Source organism: Vibrio sp. TAP-3B, from assembly GCF_057784735.1.
Map to the genome: position 1 here is coordinate 698,865 of NZ_CM173495.1, position 16,308 is coordinate 715,172.

The following is a 16,308-nucleotide window of genomic DNA, read 5'->3' on the forward strand; positions in this document are numbered from 1 at the left end:
TTCGTTTTGACGTCCGTAGTCCAGCATTGACGGCAGTTTATTTGGGCGTGATGAGTTATTCGCCATTAATATGTTTAACAATAGCGGTTTTTGCGTGTTCTTCTGTCGCCGTTTCGCCATCGGGCACTTCTAGGTCGACTTTCTTGTGTTCACCTAATGCGTCTTCGGCAATATGCAACCAGTCAGGATGCCAATAATAAGGGGTTTTACTGCCAGGGTGGTTCCAGCTATGTACACCTTTGTGTGCGCCACGATATGAGAGGTCGTCCATTGTAAAAACTTTCATCGTTTCCTCCTGAAATAAAAGTCATACGACTGAAAGTATGGAACATAATGCCGCATTTTTGTATCGCGAATTGCTATCGATAACCTTGCTAAATTGATCGTTGCGATATCAGAATGCTGGTGCGAAGTATGCTAAGGTGCGTTCGCAAGTGAAAGAGGGATACATGAACCGATATCATCAATTGGCCGAATTGTTCAAAGCGCAGATTCAGAAGAATACATGGAGGGCAGGGGAAAAATTACCTTCTTTGCGTGTCACAAGTCGCAATTATTCAATTAGTACAGGTACTGTACTACAAGCCTATCAATTGTTAGAAGCACAAGGGTGGGTAATAGCAAGACCTCAGTCGGGTTATTATGTGACTGCAAAGCAGCAACGGGTCGAAAGTGCGAATGGTACTAACAATACGGCAGACACCAAACTGAATGATGAATTGTATGCTTTTTTAAAGCACCAAGCGACGCCTGATATGACTCATTTGGGCTCTGCCTTTCCTGAACCTTGTCTGTTCCCTCTTGAAGCGCTCAACCGCAATCTAGCCAGCTCGGGTCGTAAAATGGGACCGGATACGCTTTTAGATAACTTACCTCCAGGATTCGAAGCACTCAGGCGCTTAATTGCACAGCGCTATATTCAGCGCGGCAACTCTCTCACTCATGATGATGTTGTGATCACCTCTGGTGCATTGGAAGCCTTAAACCTTAGCTTACAAGCCGTCACTCAACCAGGAGATACGGTGGTAATCGAATCACCGACGTTTTATGGTGCTCTTCAGGCGGTTGAGCGGTTAGGTTTAAAGGTGATTGAAATACCTGTAGATGCGCAGTACGGACACTCATTAGATCATCTTGAACAAGCATTTTCTGAACATGATGTGCGCGCGTGTTGGCTGATGGTGAATTTTCATAACCCAACCGGGACCTCTTTATCTGAAGCAAAAAAAGAACAAGTGGTGCGCTTGGCAGAAAAATACGATGTCTACATTATTGAAGATGATGTGTACGCTGAATTGCATTTTGATATTGAGAAACCAACTTCTTTGAAAACTTATGATTCACAAGACCGCGTGCTTCATTGCGGTTCTTTTTCTAAGAACTTATGCCCGGGATATCGATTAGGGTGGGTTGTGAATAGACGCTTTAATGAGGCGGTGCAAAAACTTCAATTAATCTCGACGTTATCGGGGAGTGCGCCCATTCAACAGGGGGTTGCGCATTATCTGCAAAATGACAGCTATGACAATCATCTAAGAAAGTTGCGTAAGACGCTACAACAGCGGCAACAGGTATTCGCTGACATGGTCAAGAGGTACTTACCTAGGGAGGTCACATTTCATCTTCCTGATGGGGGCTATTTCTTATGGTTACAACTGCCCGTAGGTAAACGTAGTAAAGCCATTTATCAAGCATTACTCGGTGAGCAAGTGACGGTCGCGTACGGTCAGTTGTTCTCCATGGATGGACAATATGAGAACTGTTTAAGGTTAAACACTTCACTCCCTGTTGATCAAAAACTAGAAAGTGCAATCAAGAAGTTAGGTGATCTGCTTCGCTAAACCAACTGTTTAGCTTTTTTTCATTCCAATTGTATCAGAGTGATTTATTTGGGCCGTGCTTCAATCATCACTAGAATTTCTGATAGGGATGATGATGAAAAAACAGTTGGTTAAACATGAATTAAGGTTGATAGCCGTAGCTATCTTTAGCGCGTTTTTATTAGTTTTTGCTCACTTAATTTTAGCGAAGTCGTTTTCTCATAAGGTATGGACCGAATACACGGCGGCGGTGATTCCTTTTGTGATGCTTGCTTTGTGTATCGTTGGCGTGAAGTACGCAGTAAGAGCGGACTTGGAAGAGGAATAGTCGTAAAGAAGGTATTGCTTATTCGAGCTTATGTGAATGTCAAATAAAAGACCTCCACTTAGGAGGTCTTTTTGATTCTGTGTCACTGCGTAGAATTAGAAGTTTGCAGAGCGTGGAGTACGTGGGAACGGGATCACATCACGAACGTTGCCCATACCAGTCACGTAAGAGACTAGGCGCTCGAAGCCGAGACCGAAGCCAGCGTGCGGCACCGTCCCGTAACGACGTAGGTCGCGGTACCAGTTCATGTGTTCAGGGTCGACACCCATCTCACGCATGCGTGAATCAAGAACGTCTAGACGTTCTTCACGTTGAGAACCACCGATGATTTCGCCGATGCCTGGTGCTAAAACGTCCATCGCGGCGACCGTTTTGTCATCGTCATTCATTCGCATGTAGAACGCTTTGATGTCTTTCGGGTAGTTTTTCACGATTACTGGCGCTTTGAAGTGTTCTTCCGCAAGGTAACGCTCATGCTCAGAAGACATGTCGATACCCCATTCAACTGGGAACTCGAACTTGCGACCAGATTCAAGCAGGATTTGAATTGCATCTGTGTAATCGACTTGTGCGAAATCAGAAGAAACAAAATTCTCAAGACGAGTTAATGCTTCTTTGTCGATACGTTGTGCGAAGAACTCCAAATCATCACGACGCTCTTCAAGAACGGCCTTGAATACGTATTTCAGCATATCTTCAGCAAGTTTGGCTACGTCATCCAGATCAGCAAATGCAATTTCAGGCTCAACCATCCAGAATTCTGCTAGGTGGCGGCTTGTGTTTGAGTTTTCAGCACGGAAAGTCGGTCCAAATGTATAAACTTTGCTCAGTGCGCAAGCGTAAGCTTCTGCGTTGAGCTGTCCAGATACCGTTAGGAATGTCTCTTTACCAAAGAAATCTTCGTTGTAGTCCACTTTACCAGCGTCAGTGCGAGGTAGGTTTTCCATGTCTAGCGTAGAAACACGGAACATTTCACCAGCACCTTCTGCGTCTGATGCGGTGATCAGCGGAGCCGAAACCCAGAAATAACCCTGCTCGTGGTAGAAGCGGTGAATCGCTTGAGAAAGGCAGTTACGTACACGTGCTACCGCACCGATTACGTTTGTACGCGGGCGTAAATGCGCAACTTCACGTAGGTATTCGATAGAGTGACGTGTTTTTGCCATTGGGTAAGTTTCTGCGTCTTCAACCCAGCCTACAACCTTCACACCAGTGGCGGCCAGCTCGAAATCTTGACCTTTCGCAGGAGACTCTACAACCTTACCCGTTACTTCAACAGAGCAGCCAGTTGTTAGCTTAAGTACTTCGTCTTCGTAATTATTAAGATTACTTGGGACCACGGCCTGAATCGGGTCGAAACAAGAGCCGTCATATATGGCAAGGAAAGAGATTCCAGCTTTGGAATCACGACGTGAACGGATCCAGCCGCGAACAGTAACTTCACTGTCTACTGCTAGCTTACCGCGTAGTACGTCAGATACAGGCGCGTAAGTCATTTTTTTAATATTCTCCATTGAGGTAAAAATTCAACGCAATGCTTATTAAAGTGCTTGTCTCATAATAACTTTGTTTAAAAAACAAACTAAGCGCTGAGTTGGGTCGCATTTTACAGATTCAACCGAATATATTACCTGTCAAATCGTCAGCTTCAACCTTTATATTCATTTTGAAGGGGAGAATTTTTCTAATTATCCTCTCTTTGCTCTTTCGAAAGAGTAAATTGATTAAGTAATTGCTCCAACCGCTCTGAAAGGTGCTCTAAATCGACACTGATATCACGAGTATGGGATGCCGATTGCGATGTATCGTTAGCGTGTAATGTAATCACATCAACTTTCGTTTGGATACGTGTACCCACATCCGATGTTGTTTGCGCTTGGCTCTGGATATTTTCTGCATGCTTGAGCACTTGGTGCATTTCATCCACCATCTTATGCATTGTTGCTGAAAGAGCCTCGACATCAACAGAACGTTGGTGAGCAGACTGACAAACATGATCGACGGAAGAGAGCGATTCTTCACTGCCTTGTTGGAACTGTGCAATGATGTGCTCAATGTTGCTGGTGGCCTCGGCGGTGCGGGAAGCAAGCGTTCGTACTTCATCCGCAACCACTGCAAAGCCGCGACCTTGCTCACCCGCGCGTGCTGCTTCAATGGCAGCGTTCAAGGCGAGTAAGTTGGTTTGTTCTGCAATGCCTTTTATGAACCCAAGAATGGACGAAACCTCTTCCGTTCTCTGGTTGAGCGATGTGATTTTTTCGCGCACGCCATCAATATCGCTGACCAAATTCTTAATGTCCTCACTCACGCTGTGTGCCTGACTCGCACTGTATGTGGCGAGATCGACGGTGTGATTGACCAACGTCGTAGCATCGATCGTCGAGTTCTCAACGGCGGTTTGTTGCTGCAACATATCAGTGATATTGCTTTGCACTTCACTGGTTTCTAATTGTTGGTTATTCGCGGCTTTATCCGTTGACTGAGCCACATTCGTCAGTCGCCCAGCGGAGCCAGCAAGGGAATGGGAGGTGTCTTGCACACGCTCTAAGCTCTCAGAGACGGTGTCCATAAAAGAGTTGATTGCCATCGAGAGCTGGCCGGCCTCATCATTCTGCTGGTGGGTGAGTCGTTGTGAGAGGTCTTTAGTGTTGCTCACATTCGACATAAATTGAGACGTCTTTTGAATTGGGCGCACAATGATCTTACGAATTAATCCCATGGTGATAAGAAAACCGATAAAGGCAATAACAGCCATAATGCCCATCGCGAACATGGCCTGTTTATTGATCATTGAATTGACGTGGTTCATGTTGTATTCCAAGCGGATCGCGCCAAGCACTTTGCCTTCAGGCGCAACATGACAAGCAACGCAGTTAGTACCACGATAATTTTCGCTGGATTTCATTGGCAGTGCGACAACAAGCCCTTTTCCCCAATCGGCTGTGATGGGTTCAATGACTAGTTCGCCATTTAAGGCTCGTTGATCAATGTCATCAACAGGTTGTTGACTTGCTTTTCCTGGCCCATAGAGCGTGGTGACGGCCTCGGCACGCAACACTCGAACTTGCTCAATGCCTTCTTGGGCAAGTGCTTTTTGTCTGAGCGTTTCTTTCTGTGACATGGTCCCAGTGAGCATCATCATGTTCAGGCTATCAAAATAATTGCTGGCCTTATCATGAAGCTGTTCACTAAGAACATCCTTTATTAACGTTTTTTGTTGGTGGTATTGGTAAGCGGTGGAGGCGGCTAAAACGCAACTGAAGACAGCGATTAACGTGAGCAAGAGTTTAAAAGTGATAGTTGAGTGCATATTCTTATAAGTGTAATTGGAACGAACGGCGCAATCTTAATGCACATAAATGCATACTGCGAACAACCAAATGAATGATTGTGACTCCACTCATGTTGGGAATATGTAATTGTGATGTGAGTGCGGCGTAATCAAATGTTTGGCAGGCGACAAAAATACGGCAGTAGCCGGAAGCGATAATGATTAACATCAGAAACGGCCAAGAGCATGGACTATGTCTGTATTGGGTTGTACTTGTCTCTTGGAAGTGAATTCCTTAGTATGACGTGTTTTTTTAAGCCTGAGAATCAAGATGAAAACAGAATTGTACAAAGAGTTTATGTTTGAAGCGGCACACCACTTGCCACACGTGCCTGAAGGGCATAAATGCGGTCGTTTACATGGACATTCTTTTTTGGTTCGTCTTTATGTAGAAGGTGAGGTCGATCCACATACTGGTTGGGTTGTGGATTTCGCAGAAATCAAAGCGGCATTCAACCCAATTTATCATCGTCTGGACCATTATTACCTAAACGATATTGAAGGTCTGGAAAACCCGACCAGTGAAGTATTGGCAAAATGGATTTGGCAACAACTTAAGCCAAGTCTACCGCTGCTAAGTAAAGTCGAGATTAAAGAAACTTGTACAGCAGGGTGTATATACAAAGGCGAGTAAATTAAATTTATTATTAAGTTTTCGACACAAAGGCAAGCGATAAGTTTGCCTTTGTTTTATCGGTGATTTGTGAATGTTAGAGTATAAAAAAACCCGAGCATTGCTCGGGTTTTGTACGCTTTTAGCGTCAGTAACGTTATGAACTAAAAGTGATTAGCAGATAACTTTAATGGCGAGACCACCTTGAGAAGTCTCACGGTATTTCGCGTTCATATCTTTACCTGTCTCCAGCATGGTTTCGATAACCTTATCTAAAGAGACAGTAGGAGCAGAAGAACGACGTAGTGCCATACGAGTCGAGTTGATCGCTTTTACTGCTGCAATGCCGTTACGCTCAATACATGGCACCTGCACCTGACCTGCAACGGGGTCACAGGTTAAGCCAAGGTTGTGCTCCATTGCAATTTCTGCCGCCATACATACTTGCTCTGGGCTACCACCCATAAGTTCAGCAAGGCCAGCTGCTGCCATTGAACATGCCACGCCTACTTCGCCCTGACAGCCAACTTCCGCACCAGAGATAGACGCGTTACGCTTGTAAAGGCCGCCAATGGCACCAGAAGCTGCGAAGTAACGGATGTAGTCTTTCTCAGTTACGGTTTGGATAAACTTGTCATAGTAAGCCAGTACCGCTGGGATGATGCCACACGCACCGTTAGTTGGCGCAGTTACAACACGACCACCTGCTGCGTTTTCTTCGTTAACGGCAAAAGCAAACATGTTGACCCAGTCAACCACTGACATAGGGTCGTTAGTGGTTTTTTCTGAAGTAAGCAGTTGCTGACGAAGGGCTGCCGCACGGCGAGGTACGCGTAGTGGACCAGGCAAAATGCCTTCTTCGTTCATACCGCGATCCATACATTCGCGCATTGTGCGCCAGATGTTCGCGAAGTAAGTACGAGTCTCTTCATCAGAGTGGAGAGCTTGTTCATTCTTCATGGTTAGCGCGCTGATAGATAGGCCACTTTCGCGACATTGATTTACCAGCTCTTCAGCCATAGTGAATGGGTAAGGAACTTTAATTGGATTTTCAACTTCTTTTCCGAAGTTCTCCTCATCAACGATGAAACCACCGCCGATAGAGTAGTAGGTTTTCGAGTACGCTTTTTCGTCTTCAATCCATGCATGGATCTGCATGCCATTTTCGTGCAGATCCAAGTTGGTTTTATGAAAGTTCATACCACCTTCACGTGGGAACGATACTGTATGACAGTGCATGCCAACAGGAAGGCGTTCAGTTTCTTCTACACGAGCCATAAAGCCCGGGATAGAGTCGATATCTACTTTCTCAGGGGAGTTGCCTGCAAGACCCATGATGATCGCGATATCTGTGTGGTGACCTTTCCCTGTCAGTGATAGTGATCCATAAACGTCAACGGTGATTTTAGTGATGTCGCGCAGTTTTCCCATTGCACGAAGGTCATCAATAAACTCTTTGCCCGCTTTCATTGGGCCTACAGTGTGTGAGCTTGAAGGTCCAACACCGATTTTATAGATATCAAAAACACTAATCATATCGATTACCTCAGAAGAAAGCCTCCCAAGGGGAGTTGGGAGGCTTAATTTTATCGTTATATTTTTGGATTAATCATGCCCAGTGGAGCGGAATGATTAAAGAGCGCCGTAGATTACAGAAGTAATCGCCGCAAAACCACAGATTGCTGTGAAAATTTGCACAGGTGCTGAAGTTTTGAACTTCGCCATCGCTGGCACTTTTTGCATCGCGAAAACAGGCATCAAGAATAGGATTGCCGCAATCATTGGCGCGCCCATTGTTTCAATCATACCTAGGATGCTTGGGTTAACGATAGCCACAACCCAAGTTGTGATTACGATGAAGATAAGCGACATTTTTTCAATTTTGCTTACCGATGAGTTTGAGCGAGATTTGACCAGACCGACTAGACCTTCATGAGCACCTAAGAAGTGGCCGAAGTAGCTAGAAGTAATTGCTGCGAAGGCAACCAGTGGACCCAAGTAAGAGATCAGTGGTGATTCGTGAACGTTCGCTAGGTAAGAAAGAACAGAGATATTTTGATCTTGTGCTGTTGCTAGTTGCTCTGGAGAAAGAGAAAGTACAACAGAGAATACGAAAAACATCACGAAGCCCATTAGCATCATCGCTGCGCCGCCAGTGATAGCGTCTGTTTTCTTAACTGCACCGTCACCGTATACACGACGTTGTTCTTTAGAGAACTGCGAGACAATAGGGCTGTGGTTGAAAGAGAACACGATAACAGGGATTGCTAACCAAATGATAGCAGGCATTGCACTCCAGTCTGGTGATACATCTACCATTGAAGTGTTCCAGCCAGGGATAAGGTAAATAGACAGGGCCAGTAGGATGAATACGAGAGGGTAAACCATTGCTGATGTTGCTTTCAGCATCAGTTCTTTACCAAATACTACACCCGCTGTCATTGCCGTGATAAGTGCACCTGACAGTAGCCAGCGAGGAATGGACTCCATTCCAATTTGGTTAACTAGAAACGAGTCAACCGTGTTTGTAATACCAACACCGTAGATAAGTACGATTGGGTAGATAGCAAAGAAGTAAGCGAAAGTAATAAGGTTGGCGCCAGTCTTACCAAAGTGCTCTTCTACAGTGTCAGTGATGTCCGCGTCAGGCTTTTTTGCTGAAAGAACGAAGCGAGCGAGAGATTTGTGTGCGAACCAAGTCATTGGTGCAGCGATTAGGGCTAGGATTACTAATGGCCAAAAACCACCCGCACCCGCTTTAATAGGAAGGAACAGTACACCTGCACCTACTGCCGTGCCGAATAATGACAGACACCAGGTGAAGTCTTTGTAAGAAAACTTACTAGGTGATTGTGCGGTCGAAACCGCAGAAGTAGTTGTATTCATTTTTGAGTTACTCGTTTTGGGAACAGGAAATAATTCGAGAGCGATTTTGCAAGATTTTACACTATGAAAATTAGATCTGAATCATGTATTGCTCGCGCTTATTGAATGATTTATCAAAAATCTGGTTTTTATCACGAAAATGATGTGCTACTCGTGATTTCTGCTAATGAATGAGATTAGAAAAACTTATCAATAGGTGAGATTGTGTAAATTTATTTCACTGCAAACGATTGCGATTGAAGTTGAAAATTAAACTAATGTGAATGAATTTTTATGAAGTAACATTCTAATAATATTGATGCACATAATGTTCAACTCAATAAAAGCATCAATATGAAGGATTGTTCAGTGAGAAATGATGTGTTTTTGCATGGATTCGATGATTTGAGCCGTCATGCCCCAGATGAAATGCTGTCGATATGGGATGGCAAATATACGATGGTTGCTTCTTTTTAGTTCAAATTGGGTGCTATACAGCTTTTTCGGATTTAAAATATGGTCTGCAGGCACCTCAAAAACAGACTCCACCTCGTTTGGGTCAATATGCGTTTTATAGTCGGGGAAAATAAAGGCTAAAAATGGTGTCACATTAAATTGGCTAATCGTTGGCAGTGTTGGAAGCTGACCAAATACGTGAATGTGTTCATCCTCGATACCAATCTCTTCTTTCGTCTCTCTTAACGCAGTATTCATCAAGTGGATATCTTCGGCTTCAAACTTTCCACCGGGAAAGCTAATTTGTCCTGGATGATGGCGTAAGTGCGTCGCTCTTTTGGTCAAAATTACTTGTAAACCTTCAGGGCGCTCTACAAAACCAATGAGAACCGCCGCATTTCGTAGCGGTTTTTCTTTCATAAACTTCAAGCGGGCAAGGGATTCTTGGTGATAGCCCGTTGGAAGGCGCAATTGAAAATTCTGTAATAACCTTGTTTTATCAATAATCAAACTGAACCCTTACTTATCTCATCCATCCCATATTATATACCTCACACGATGAAACATGCGTGAACACCAAGAGAGTTAGTGGGCTCGGTAGTGATGGTCATAAAGGTTTGAGTAAACGGGCCGTGAATGTCAGTCAGGTTTCCCATACCTTTGGCCCAGAGCATATACAACAATAAACCTGTCCAATTTATTGTGGCACACTCTAATCCGCTAAGTTGTGCTATAGCAATGCAGGAAGAATTTTGGACAACTTATCCAATGTCTCTTGGTATTCCGCGGCGCAATCACTATCTGCGACCACACCGCCACCCGCCCACGCATACAAGGTGTTATTTTCAGCCACGAGTGTGCGAATTGTGATACTGGTATCCATACGGCCATGTCGAGAAATATAACCGATACTGCCACAGTAAGCACTGCGGCGATGCGGCTCTAGTTCTTCGATGATCTGCATGGCGCGAACTTTTGGCGCTCCCGTGATCGAGCCGCCAGGGAAGCAGGCTCGCAACAAGTCCGCAGGGGCGTATTGCTTATCTAAATCCGCGCGAATAGTACTCACTAAATGATGAACGGCAGGAAAGCTTTCAATATCAAACAGCTTTGGAACATGCACACTCCCCGATGATGCCACACGGCCAATGTCGTTACGCAATAGGTCTACAATCATCAGGTTTTCTGCTTGATCTTTCTCTGCGGTTTGCAAGTCTAACGCATTGATTTTGTCTTGTTCTGGATCGGCGTTACGCGGGCGAGTGCCTTTAATTGGTTTGGTTTCTATCACGCGATCTTTGAGTTCCAAAAAGCGCTCTGGTGAAATGCTTAAAATTGACGATTCTGGCATGCGAATAAACGCAGAAAAAGGCGCTTGGTTGGCAGATTCGAGCTTCAAATAGGCTTGCCATTCACTGCCTGTATAAGGGGCATTAAAGCGTTGTGCTAAGTTGATTTGGTAGCAATCGCCACTGAGCAAATACTCTTGAACCTTATCGAAGCGAGACGAGTAAGCTTCTTGCGTCATATTGGAGTGCCACTCTCCCGCTAAAGTGAAGTCACTGGTTTGCTCAGCTTCTTGTTCGCTTAACCACTGCCAAGCTTGCTCGATATTCTGACCGACTAGGCAGGCTTTTTTGAGATGGTGGTCAATAACGACGGCCCACTCATACAGACCTACTGCCATATCTGGCGTGTTGAGATCTTTTTCGGCCAGTTCTAGCATCGTTTCTACGCGCCGACCTAAATCGTAACTAAAGTAACCGAGCGCGCCGCCAACAAAAGGCAAATCCCATTCATGGCTGATTTCAACATGGGGTAACCACTGTTGTTGTAACTGCTGCAGAAGAGCAAAAGGGTCATCATAAGAGACCACCTCATCGAATGGCGTTATGATTTGCGTGCTTTTCGAAGTGGTTTCTAACGTGACGATTGGGTTAGCAACGAGCACATCAAAACGGCTATCAATATGGTTTTTTGACGCAGAGCGCAGCAACATTGCCCAAGGCTTGTGTTGAATACATGAAAAAAGGTAAAGAGCAAGATCGGGTGCGTAATCTAACGCTTTAAAATCAATGAATTGGTTGTCTATGTTGTTCATTTGTGTAATTTGTGACAAAGAGATCGTTCACTGAATGGCATGTCATGGTCGGCAAGAGTATCATATTCCCCTGTATAGCCAAACTCCCTCTATACAAAGGGGTCAGAGAGGGTTTTAACTATACGAGCAGGCAACTTCAATGTTTCGTGTGTCGATATCAGCCGTTCGACAATTGTTTATAAAAAACGAAGCTCACTCAAAAGAGCAATAAGCTCAACAAACACGATTGAAGCCAAGCCAATAATGGAAGCATAACGATAACGAGGCATGTAATGACGGTAATACGCAAGCAGGATGTGATCAGCAGTGTCGCTGATGCGCTACAGTATATTTCTTACTACCACCCGCTAGACTTTGTTCAAGCCCTTGAAAAAGCCTACCACCGCGAAGAGAGCCAAGCCGCGAAAGATGCGATTGCACAAATCTTAATCAATTCGCGTATGTCGGCCGAAGGCCATCGACCAATTTGTCAAGATACCGGTATCGTGACTTGTTTTGTCAATATTGGTATGGGCGTGCAGTGGGACTCAACGGACATGACGGTTCAGCAAATGGTAGATGAAGGGGTTCGACAAGCTTATACGAACCCAGATAACCCATTGCGTGCGTCAGTACTTATGGATCCGGCTGGTAAACGTATAAATACCAAAGACAACACGCCAGCTGTCGTACACATCAATATGGTTCCTGGCGATAAAGTTGAAATTCAGATCGCGGCCAAAGGTGGCGGCTCTGAAAACAAAACCAAGATGGTAATGCTAAACCCATCTGACGACATTGCTGAATGGGTAGAAAAAACGCTACCAGCCATGGGCGCGGGTTGGTGTCCACCAGGCATGCTTGGCATTGGTATCGGCGGTACGGCTGAAAAAGCAGCGGTACTGGCAAAAGAATCGCTAATGGAACACATCGATATTCAAGAGCTTATCGATCGTGGCCCACAAAACGCAGAGGAAGAACTTCGTCTGGATATCTTCAACCGCGTGAACAAGCTTGGGATCGGCGCGCAAGGCCTTGGCGGTTTGACGACCGTTGTTGATGTGAAGATCAAAACCGCGCCAACGCATGCGGCTTCTAAGCCTGTTTGTTTGATCCCGAACTGTGCGGCGACTCGTCACGTACACTTCACGCTTGACGGCAGCGGCCCAGCAGAGCTAACGCCACCTAAACTAGACGATTGGCCAGACATCACTTGGGAAGCGGGCGAAAATACGCGTCGCGTTAACCTTGATACGGTAACGAAAGAAGAGGTACAAGAGTGGAAGACAGGCGAAACCGTTCTTCTATCTGGTAAAATCCTGACCGGCCGTGATGCTGCGCATAAACGGATTCAAGGTATGTTAGAAAGTGGCGAAGGCCTACCAGAAGGGGTCGACCTCAACGGTAAATTTATTTATTACGTAGGCCCAGTTGATGCCGTAGGTGACGAAGTTGTCGGTCCGGCAGGTCCAACAACCTCAACACGTATGGATAAGTTCACTGATATGATGTTAGAACAAACCGGCATTATGGGGATGATTGGTAAAGCAGAGCGTGGTCCTGCGACCGTAGAGTCGATTAAAAACCACAAAGCGGTTTATTTAATGGCCGTAGGCGGTGCGGCGTACCTTGTGTCAAAAGCAATTAAGAAATCTCGTGTTGTTGCGTTTGAAGATTTAGGCATGGAAGCGATCTACGAATTTGAAGTCGAAGATATGCCAGTCACGGTTGCGGTAGACTCGAATGGTGTGAATGCCCACCAAGTCGGTCCAGATACTTGGAAAGTGAAAATTCAGGAAATGGAAGCGTAAAGGAAACAGTAATCTTGCAGTGCTCAATAGAGAGAGTGTGACAAAGTGCTGATTTAAATCGCAAACAATTGGGAAAAGTGCAGCGAAAACTGCACTTTTTGTCTATATAATTAGGTATAGCAATTCAATGTTATGCAAACAATAATTAGGAGACCGCATGCCTCGTTTTATTCAGATTCTACAAATTATTCTTGCTGTAGTGGTAGGCGGCTTTGTTGGCTACGACTTAATTCTTCACGGTATCAGTATCTTTAATGGTAAATATGTCACCATCACCTGTGCATTATGGCTGATGCTGGAAATTGCCCTATTTGTTATCTATAAACTGATCGAGAATGATTAAACCATATTGGGCCTATAACTTGCTTTGCCGTATGTGTCGTGACGGTATGGGAAGTAAAGCGATAAAAGATCAAAAGTTTAAGCCTCTGAAGTTTTCAGGGGCTTTTTCTATTTTTGGCCATTTGAGCGTGAATACTTTGTTCATCTTTAATTAAGGTATATAAAGTTAAACTCATACAGGTTGAATGTTTATAGCTACACAAAGTGGATGAGATAAAGAACAGCAATGAAAAGAATTAAGAAAGAAGTGAATGACTTTATCAACAGAGGTATGGACTCTAACGTCCGAGTCGCAGTGACAGGGCTTTCTCGCGCGGGTAAAACGGCGTTTATTACTTCACTTGTTAATCAGCTGCTCCACACGGCCACCCACGATAATTTGCCTTTGTTGACAGCGGCAAGAGACAAGCGTCTTATTGGGGCGAAACGAGAGCCACAAGCCAATATGATGGTCCCCCGTTTTGCCTATGATGAAGCCATGAGCCAGATACATGCTACCCCTCCTCAATGGCCAGTACCAACGCGCGATGTAAGCGAGATTCGCTTAGCGCTGAAATATAAACCAAACAAAGCCACCAAAAAGCTATTGAGTAAAACGGCAGTTTTGAACGTCGATATCATCGATTATCCTGGAGAGTGGCTGCTTGATTTACCGTTACTGGGTATGGATTTCGCGACATGGTCGCAAACTCAATTTGACGCACTTAAAGGGCAGCGTGGCGAGTTAGCGCAAGCGTGGCTCGCCGAATTGGACCATGTAGATCTCTCTGCCGACGTGAACGAAAAGCAGTTAGAGAAGGTGGCACATTGCTACACAGAATATCTTCATGCATGTAAAGACGCAGGGCTACACTGGGTGCAACCAGGGCGATTTGTCCTGCCGGGTGAACTTGCAGGTGCGCCCGTGCTGCAATTCTTTCCGTGTCGATATGACTCAGAAACCAAGCCAGTGAAAGGCAGCAACTTGGCGATGCTAGAAGCGCGCTTTCATGAATATCAGCAGAAAGTCGTGAAGGCGTTCTACAAGCATCACTTTGCGACATTCGATCGCCAGATTGTACTGGTAGATTGTTTGCAGCCGCTCAATGCCGGTGATGAAGCGTTTTACGATATGCGCCAAGCACTCGAACAAATCATGCGTAGTTTCCGTTATGGTCGCAGCAGCTTTTTGCGTCGTTTGTTCTCACCAAAGATAGACAAAATACTTTTCGCGGCAACAAAAGCCGATCACATTACGCCTGACCAGCATCCCAACTTGGTGTCTTTACTGCAACAAATGGTGCATCCGGCGTGGCAAACAGCGGCTTACGAGAATATTGAGATGAGCTGCATGAGCATCGCTTCTATTCAGGCAACCACAACAGGTTTTATTGCGTCTGGAGATCAAACCATTCCAGCGTTACAAGGGGTCACATTAGATGGTGAACCAATGACGATGTTCCCAGGAGATGTGCCTAAAAAGCTTCCTAATGCAGCTTACTGGCAAAACAGTGGTTTTGATTTTACGTCGTTCCGCCCGATGCCTTCGACAAATGATGAGCCAGTGAAACACATTCGCTTGGATAAAGCGCTGGATTACCTGATTGGAGACAAGTTGGCATGAGTGAATTGAAGAAAAAACAAGTTTTCTCTGAAAAGGCATTAGAAAAAGAGGTGCAATCAGACGATCTAGAGTTAACCGCACAGAAGGCCTTTGGTCGAAATGAAGCCTTTGTGCCAGTTGAAATGAAAGAAGAGCAAGCAGAAACCGGAGCAGAACGCCAACTTGAGCATGTGATCCGTCCAAAATCAGGACGAAAATGGTTCACAACAGGAATATTTAGCGCTTTTGCAGGTTTGCTAGGGTGGCAGGCGGTGAACTCCGTTGTTACAGCGATACAAAACTCTGATTGGTTAGCGTTAGGTTGGGCTGGGTTTATCACAGGGATCGCTTCTTTGGGCTTAGCCGCAATAGGTAAAGAATTGTGGAAACTGAGAAAACTAAGAAATCATTTTAGTATCCAAGAAGAAGGTGAACTTCTCGTGCAGAGCGAGAGTGTCGGCAAAGGTAAAGCGTTTTGCGAGAAAGTGGCCGAACAAAGTGGCGTACTGGCAGAAAATCCAGGTTTTGATCGATGGAAGAACAGCATCAATCCGGCGCACAGTGACGCAGAAATTCTCGACATGTATGACGCAATGGTCGTCAGCCAACAAGACAAGCTAGCGACGCAGATCGTGTCTCAGCACGCCACTGAGTCTGCGGCTTTAGTGGCAGTCAGCCCACTGGCGGCCGCCGATATGCTGTTGGTGGCGTGGCGCAACTTTAAAATGATCGATAATCTTTCCAAAGTGTATGGCGTTGAGTTGGGCTATGCCTCGCGGATTAAGTTATTGCGAGCGGTATTCGTTAACATGGCCGCCGCGGGGGCCAGTGAATTAGCCATAGATGCAGGCATGGACTTAATGTCGATGGATTTGGCGGGGAAAGTATCAGCAAGAGCAGGGCAGGGACTTGGTGTCGGGATTCTTACCGCTCGATTAGGTCTAAAAGCCATGACATTACTTCGTCCTTTACCTTGGTACCCGCAGCGTCAAGTAAAACTCGGGATGATTCGCAAAGCCGTAGCGGCGAAAGTTGCATCAATTACGATGAAACCGTAACGAATATCACCTTTGATAGGTA

General features: G+C 45.3%; 14 protein-coding genes. 7 read left to right on the top strand and 7 right to left on the bottom strand.

Going from position 1 to position 16,308, the window contains the following annotated elements; all coding sequences use genetic code 11:
* Positions 1-55: 55 nt before the first annotated feature.
* On the bottom strand, positions 56-286 hold the full coding sequence (locus AC3D28_RS03340) for a hypothetical protein (RefSeq protein ID WP_488535529.1): 231 nt from the start codon (positions 284-286) through the stop codon (positions 56-58).
* Between the two features lie 163 nt (positions 287-449).
* Here AC3D28_RS03340 and AC3D28_RS03345 point away from each other — a divergent pair, with 163 nt between their 5' ends.
* Together AC3D28_RS03345 and AC3D28_RS03350 are read left to right on the top strand one after the other, a co-directional pair.
* Positions 450-1,841, top strand: a complete 1,392-nt coding sequence (locus AC3D28_RS03345) for an aminotransferase-like domain-containing protein (protein ID WP_488535530.1) — start codon at positions 450-452, stop codon at positions 1,839-1,841.
* Between the two features lie 94 nt (positions 1,842-1,935).
* Positions 1,936-2,148 carry a hypothetical protein gene (locus AC3D28_RS03350; RefSeq protein WP_179885666.1) on the top strand — a complete coding sequence of 71 codons (213 nt, stop codon included), beginning with the start codon at positions 1,936-1,938 and terminating at the stop codon, positions 2,146-2,148.
* A 95-nt stretch (positions 2,149-2,243) separates the two neighbouring features.
* Here AC3D28_RS03350 and asnS read toward each other — a convergent pair whose 3' ends face one another.
* Positions 2,244-3,644 (bottom strand): asparagine--tRNA ligase, encoded by a 1,401-nt coding sequence (asnS, locus tag AC3D28_RS03355; protein ID WP_488535531.1) that lies wholly within the window; start codon positions 3,642-3,644, stop codon positions 2,244-2,246.
* Positions 3,645-3,832: 188 nt separating this feature from the next.
* On the bottom strand, positions 3,833-5,458 hold the full coding sequence (locus AC3D28_RS03360) for a methyl-accepting chemotaxis protein (RefSeq protein ID WP_488535532.1): 1,626 nt from the start codon (positions 5,456-5,458) through the stop codon (positions 3,833-3,835).
* A gap of 292 nt (positions 5,459-5,750) precedes the next feature.
* Here AC3D28_RS03360 and queD point away from each other — a divergent pair, with 292 nt between their 5' ends.
* Positions 5,751-6,113, top strand: coding sequence for a 6-carboxytetrahydropterin synthase QueD (gene queD / locus AC3D28_RS03365; RefSeq protein ID WP_179885665.1), 363 nt, complete (start codon positions 5,751-5,753; stop codon positions 6,111-6,113).
* Positions 6,114-6,266: 153 nt separating this feature from the next.
* Here the strand turns inward: queD and AC3D28_RS03370 are convergent, their stop codons facing one another.
* The 4 genes from AC3D28_RS03370 to pabB form a co-directional block, all read right to left on the bottom strand.
* Positions 6,267-7,628 (bottom strand): L-serine ammonia-lyase, encoded by a 1,362-nt coding sequence (locus AC3D28_RS03370; protein WP_098415800.1) that lies wholly within the window; start codon positions 7,626-7,628, stop codon positions 6,267-6,269.
* A gap of 96 nt (positions 7,629-7,724) precedes the next feature.
* Positions 7,725-8,978: an aromatic amino acid transport family protein gene (locus AC3D28_RS03375; protein WP_488535533.1), complete on the bottom strand. Its 1,254-nt coding sequence runs from the start codon at positions 8,976-8,978 to the stop codon at positions 7,725-7,727.
* A 345-nt stretch (positions 8,979-9,323) separates the two neighbouring features.
* Positions 9,324-9,923: a CoA pyrophosphatase gene (locus tag AC3D28_RS03380; protein WP_098415798.1), complete on the bottom strand. Its 600-nt coding sequence runs from the start codon at positions 9,921-9,923 to the stop codon at positions 9,324-9,326.
* A gap of 220 nt (positions 9,924-10,143) precedes the next feature.
* Positions 10,144-11,514 carry an aminodeoxychorismate synthase component I gene (pabB, locus tag AC3D28_RS03385; RefSeq protein WP_488535534.1) on the bottom strand — a complete coding sequence of 457 codons (1,371 nt, stop codon included), beginning with the start codon at positions 11,512-11,514 and terminating at the stop codon, positions 10,144-10,146.
* A gap of 272 nt (positions 11,515-11,786) precedes the next feature.
* Here pabB and AC3D28_RS03390 point away from each other — a divergent pair, with 272 nt between their 5' ends.
* The 4 genes from AC3D28_RS03390 to AC3D28_RS03405 all read left to right on the top strand — a co-directional run bounded on the left by AC3D28_RS03390 (position 11,787) and on the right by AC3D28_RS03405 (position 16,286).
* Positions 11,787-13,304 carry a fumarate hydratase gene (locus tag AC3D28_RS03390; protein ID WP_098415797.1) on the top strand — a complete coding sequence of 506 codons (1,518 nt, stop codon included), beginning with the start codon at positions 11,787-11,789 and terminating at the stop codon, positions 13,302-13,304.
* 157 nt (positions 13,305-13,461) lie between these two features.
* The gene (locus AC3D28_RS03395) at positions 13,462-13,647 is read left to right on the top strand and encodes a hypothetical protein (RefSeq protein ID WP_098415796.1); all 186 of its coding nucleotides are present in this window, start codon (positions 13,462-13,464) and stop codon (positions 13,645-13,647) included.
* A gap of 225 nt (positions 13,648-13,872) precedes the next feature.
* Positions 13,873-15,249, top strand: coding sequence for a YcjX family GTP-binding protein (locus AC3D28_RS03400; protein WP_488535535.1), 1,377 nt, complete (start codon positions 13,873-13,875; stop codon positions 15,247-15,249).
* Positions 15,246-16,286 (top strand): YcjF family protein, encoded by a 1,041-nt coding sequence (locus AC3D28_RS03405; protein ID WP_488535536.1) that lies wholly within the window; start codon positions 15,246-15,248, stop codon positions 16,284-16,286. Before AC3D28_RS03400 ends, AC3D28_RS03405 begins: the two co-directional genes overlap by 4 nt.
* Positions 16,287-16,308: the final 22 nt, after the last annotated feature.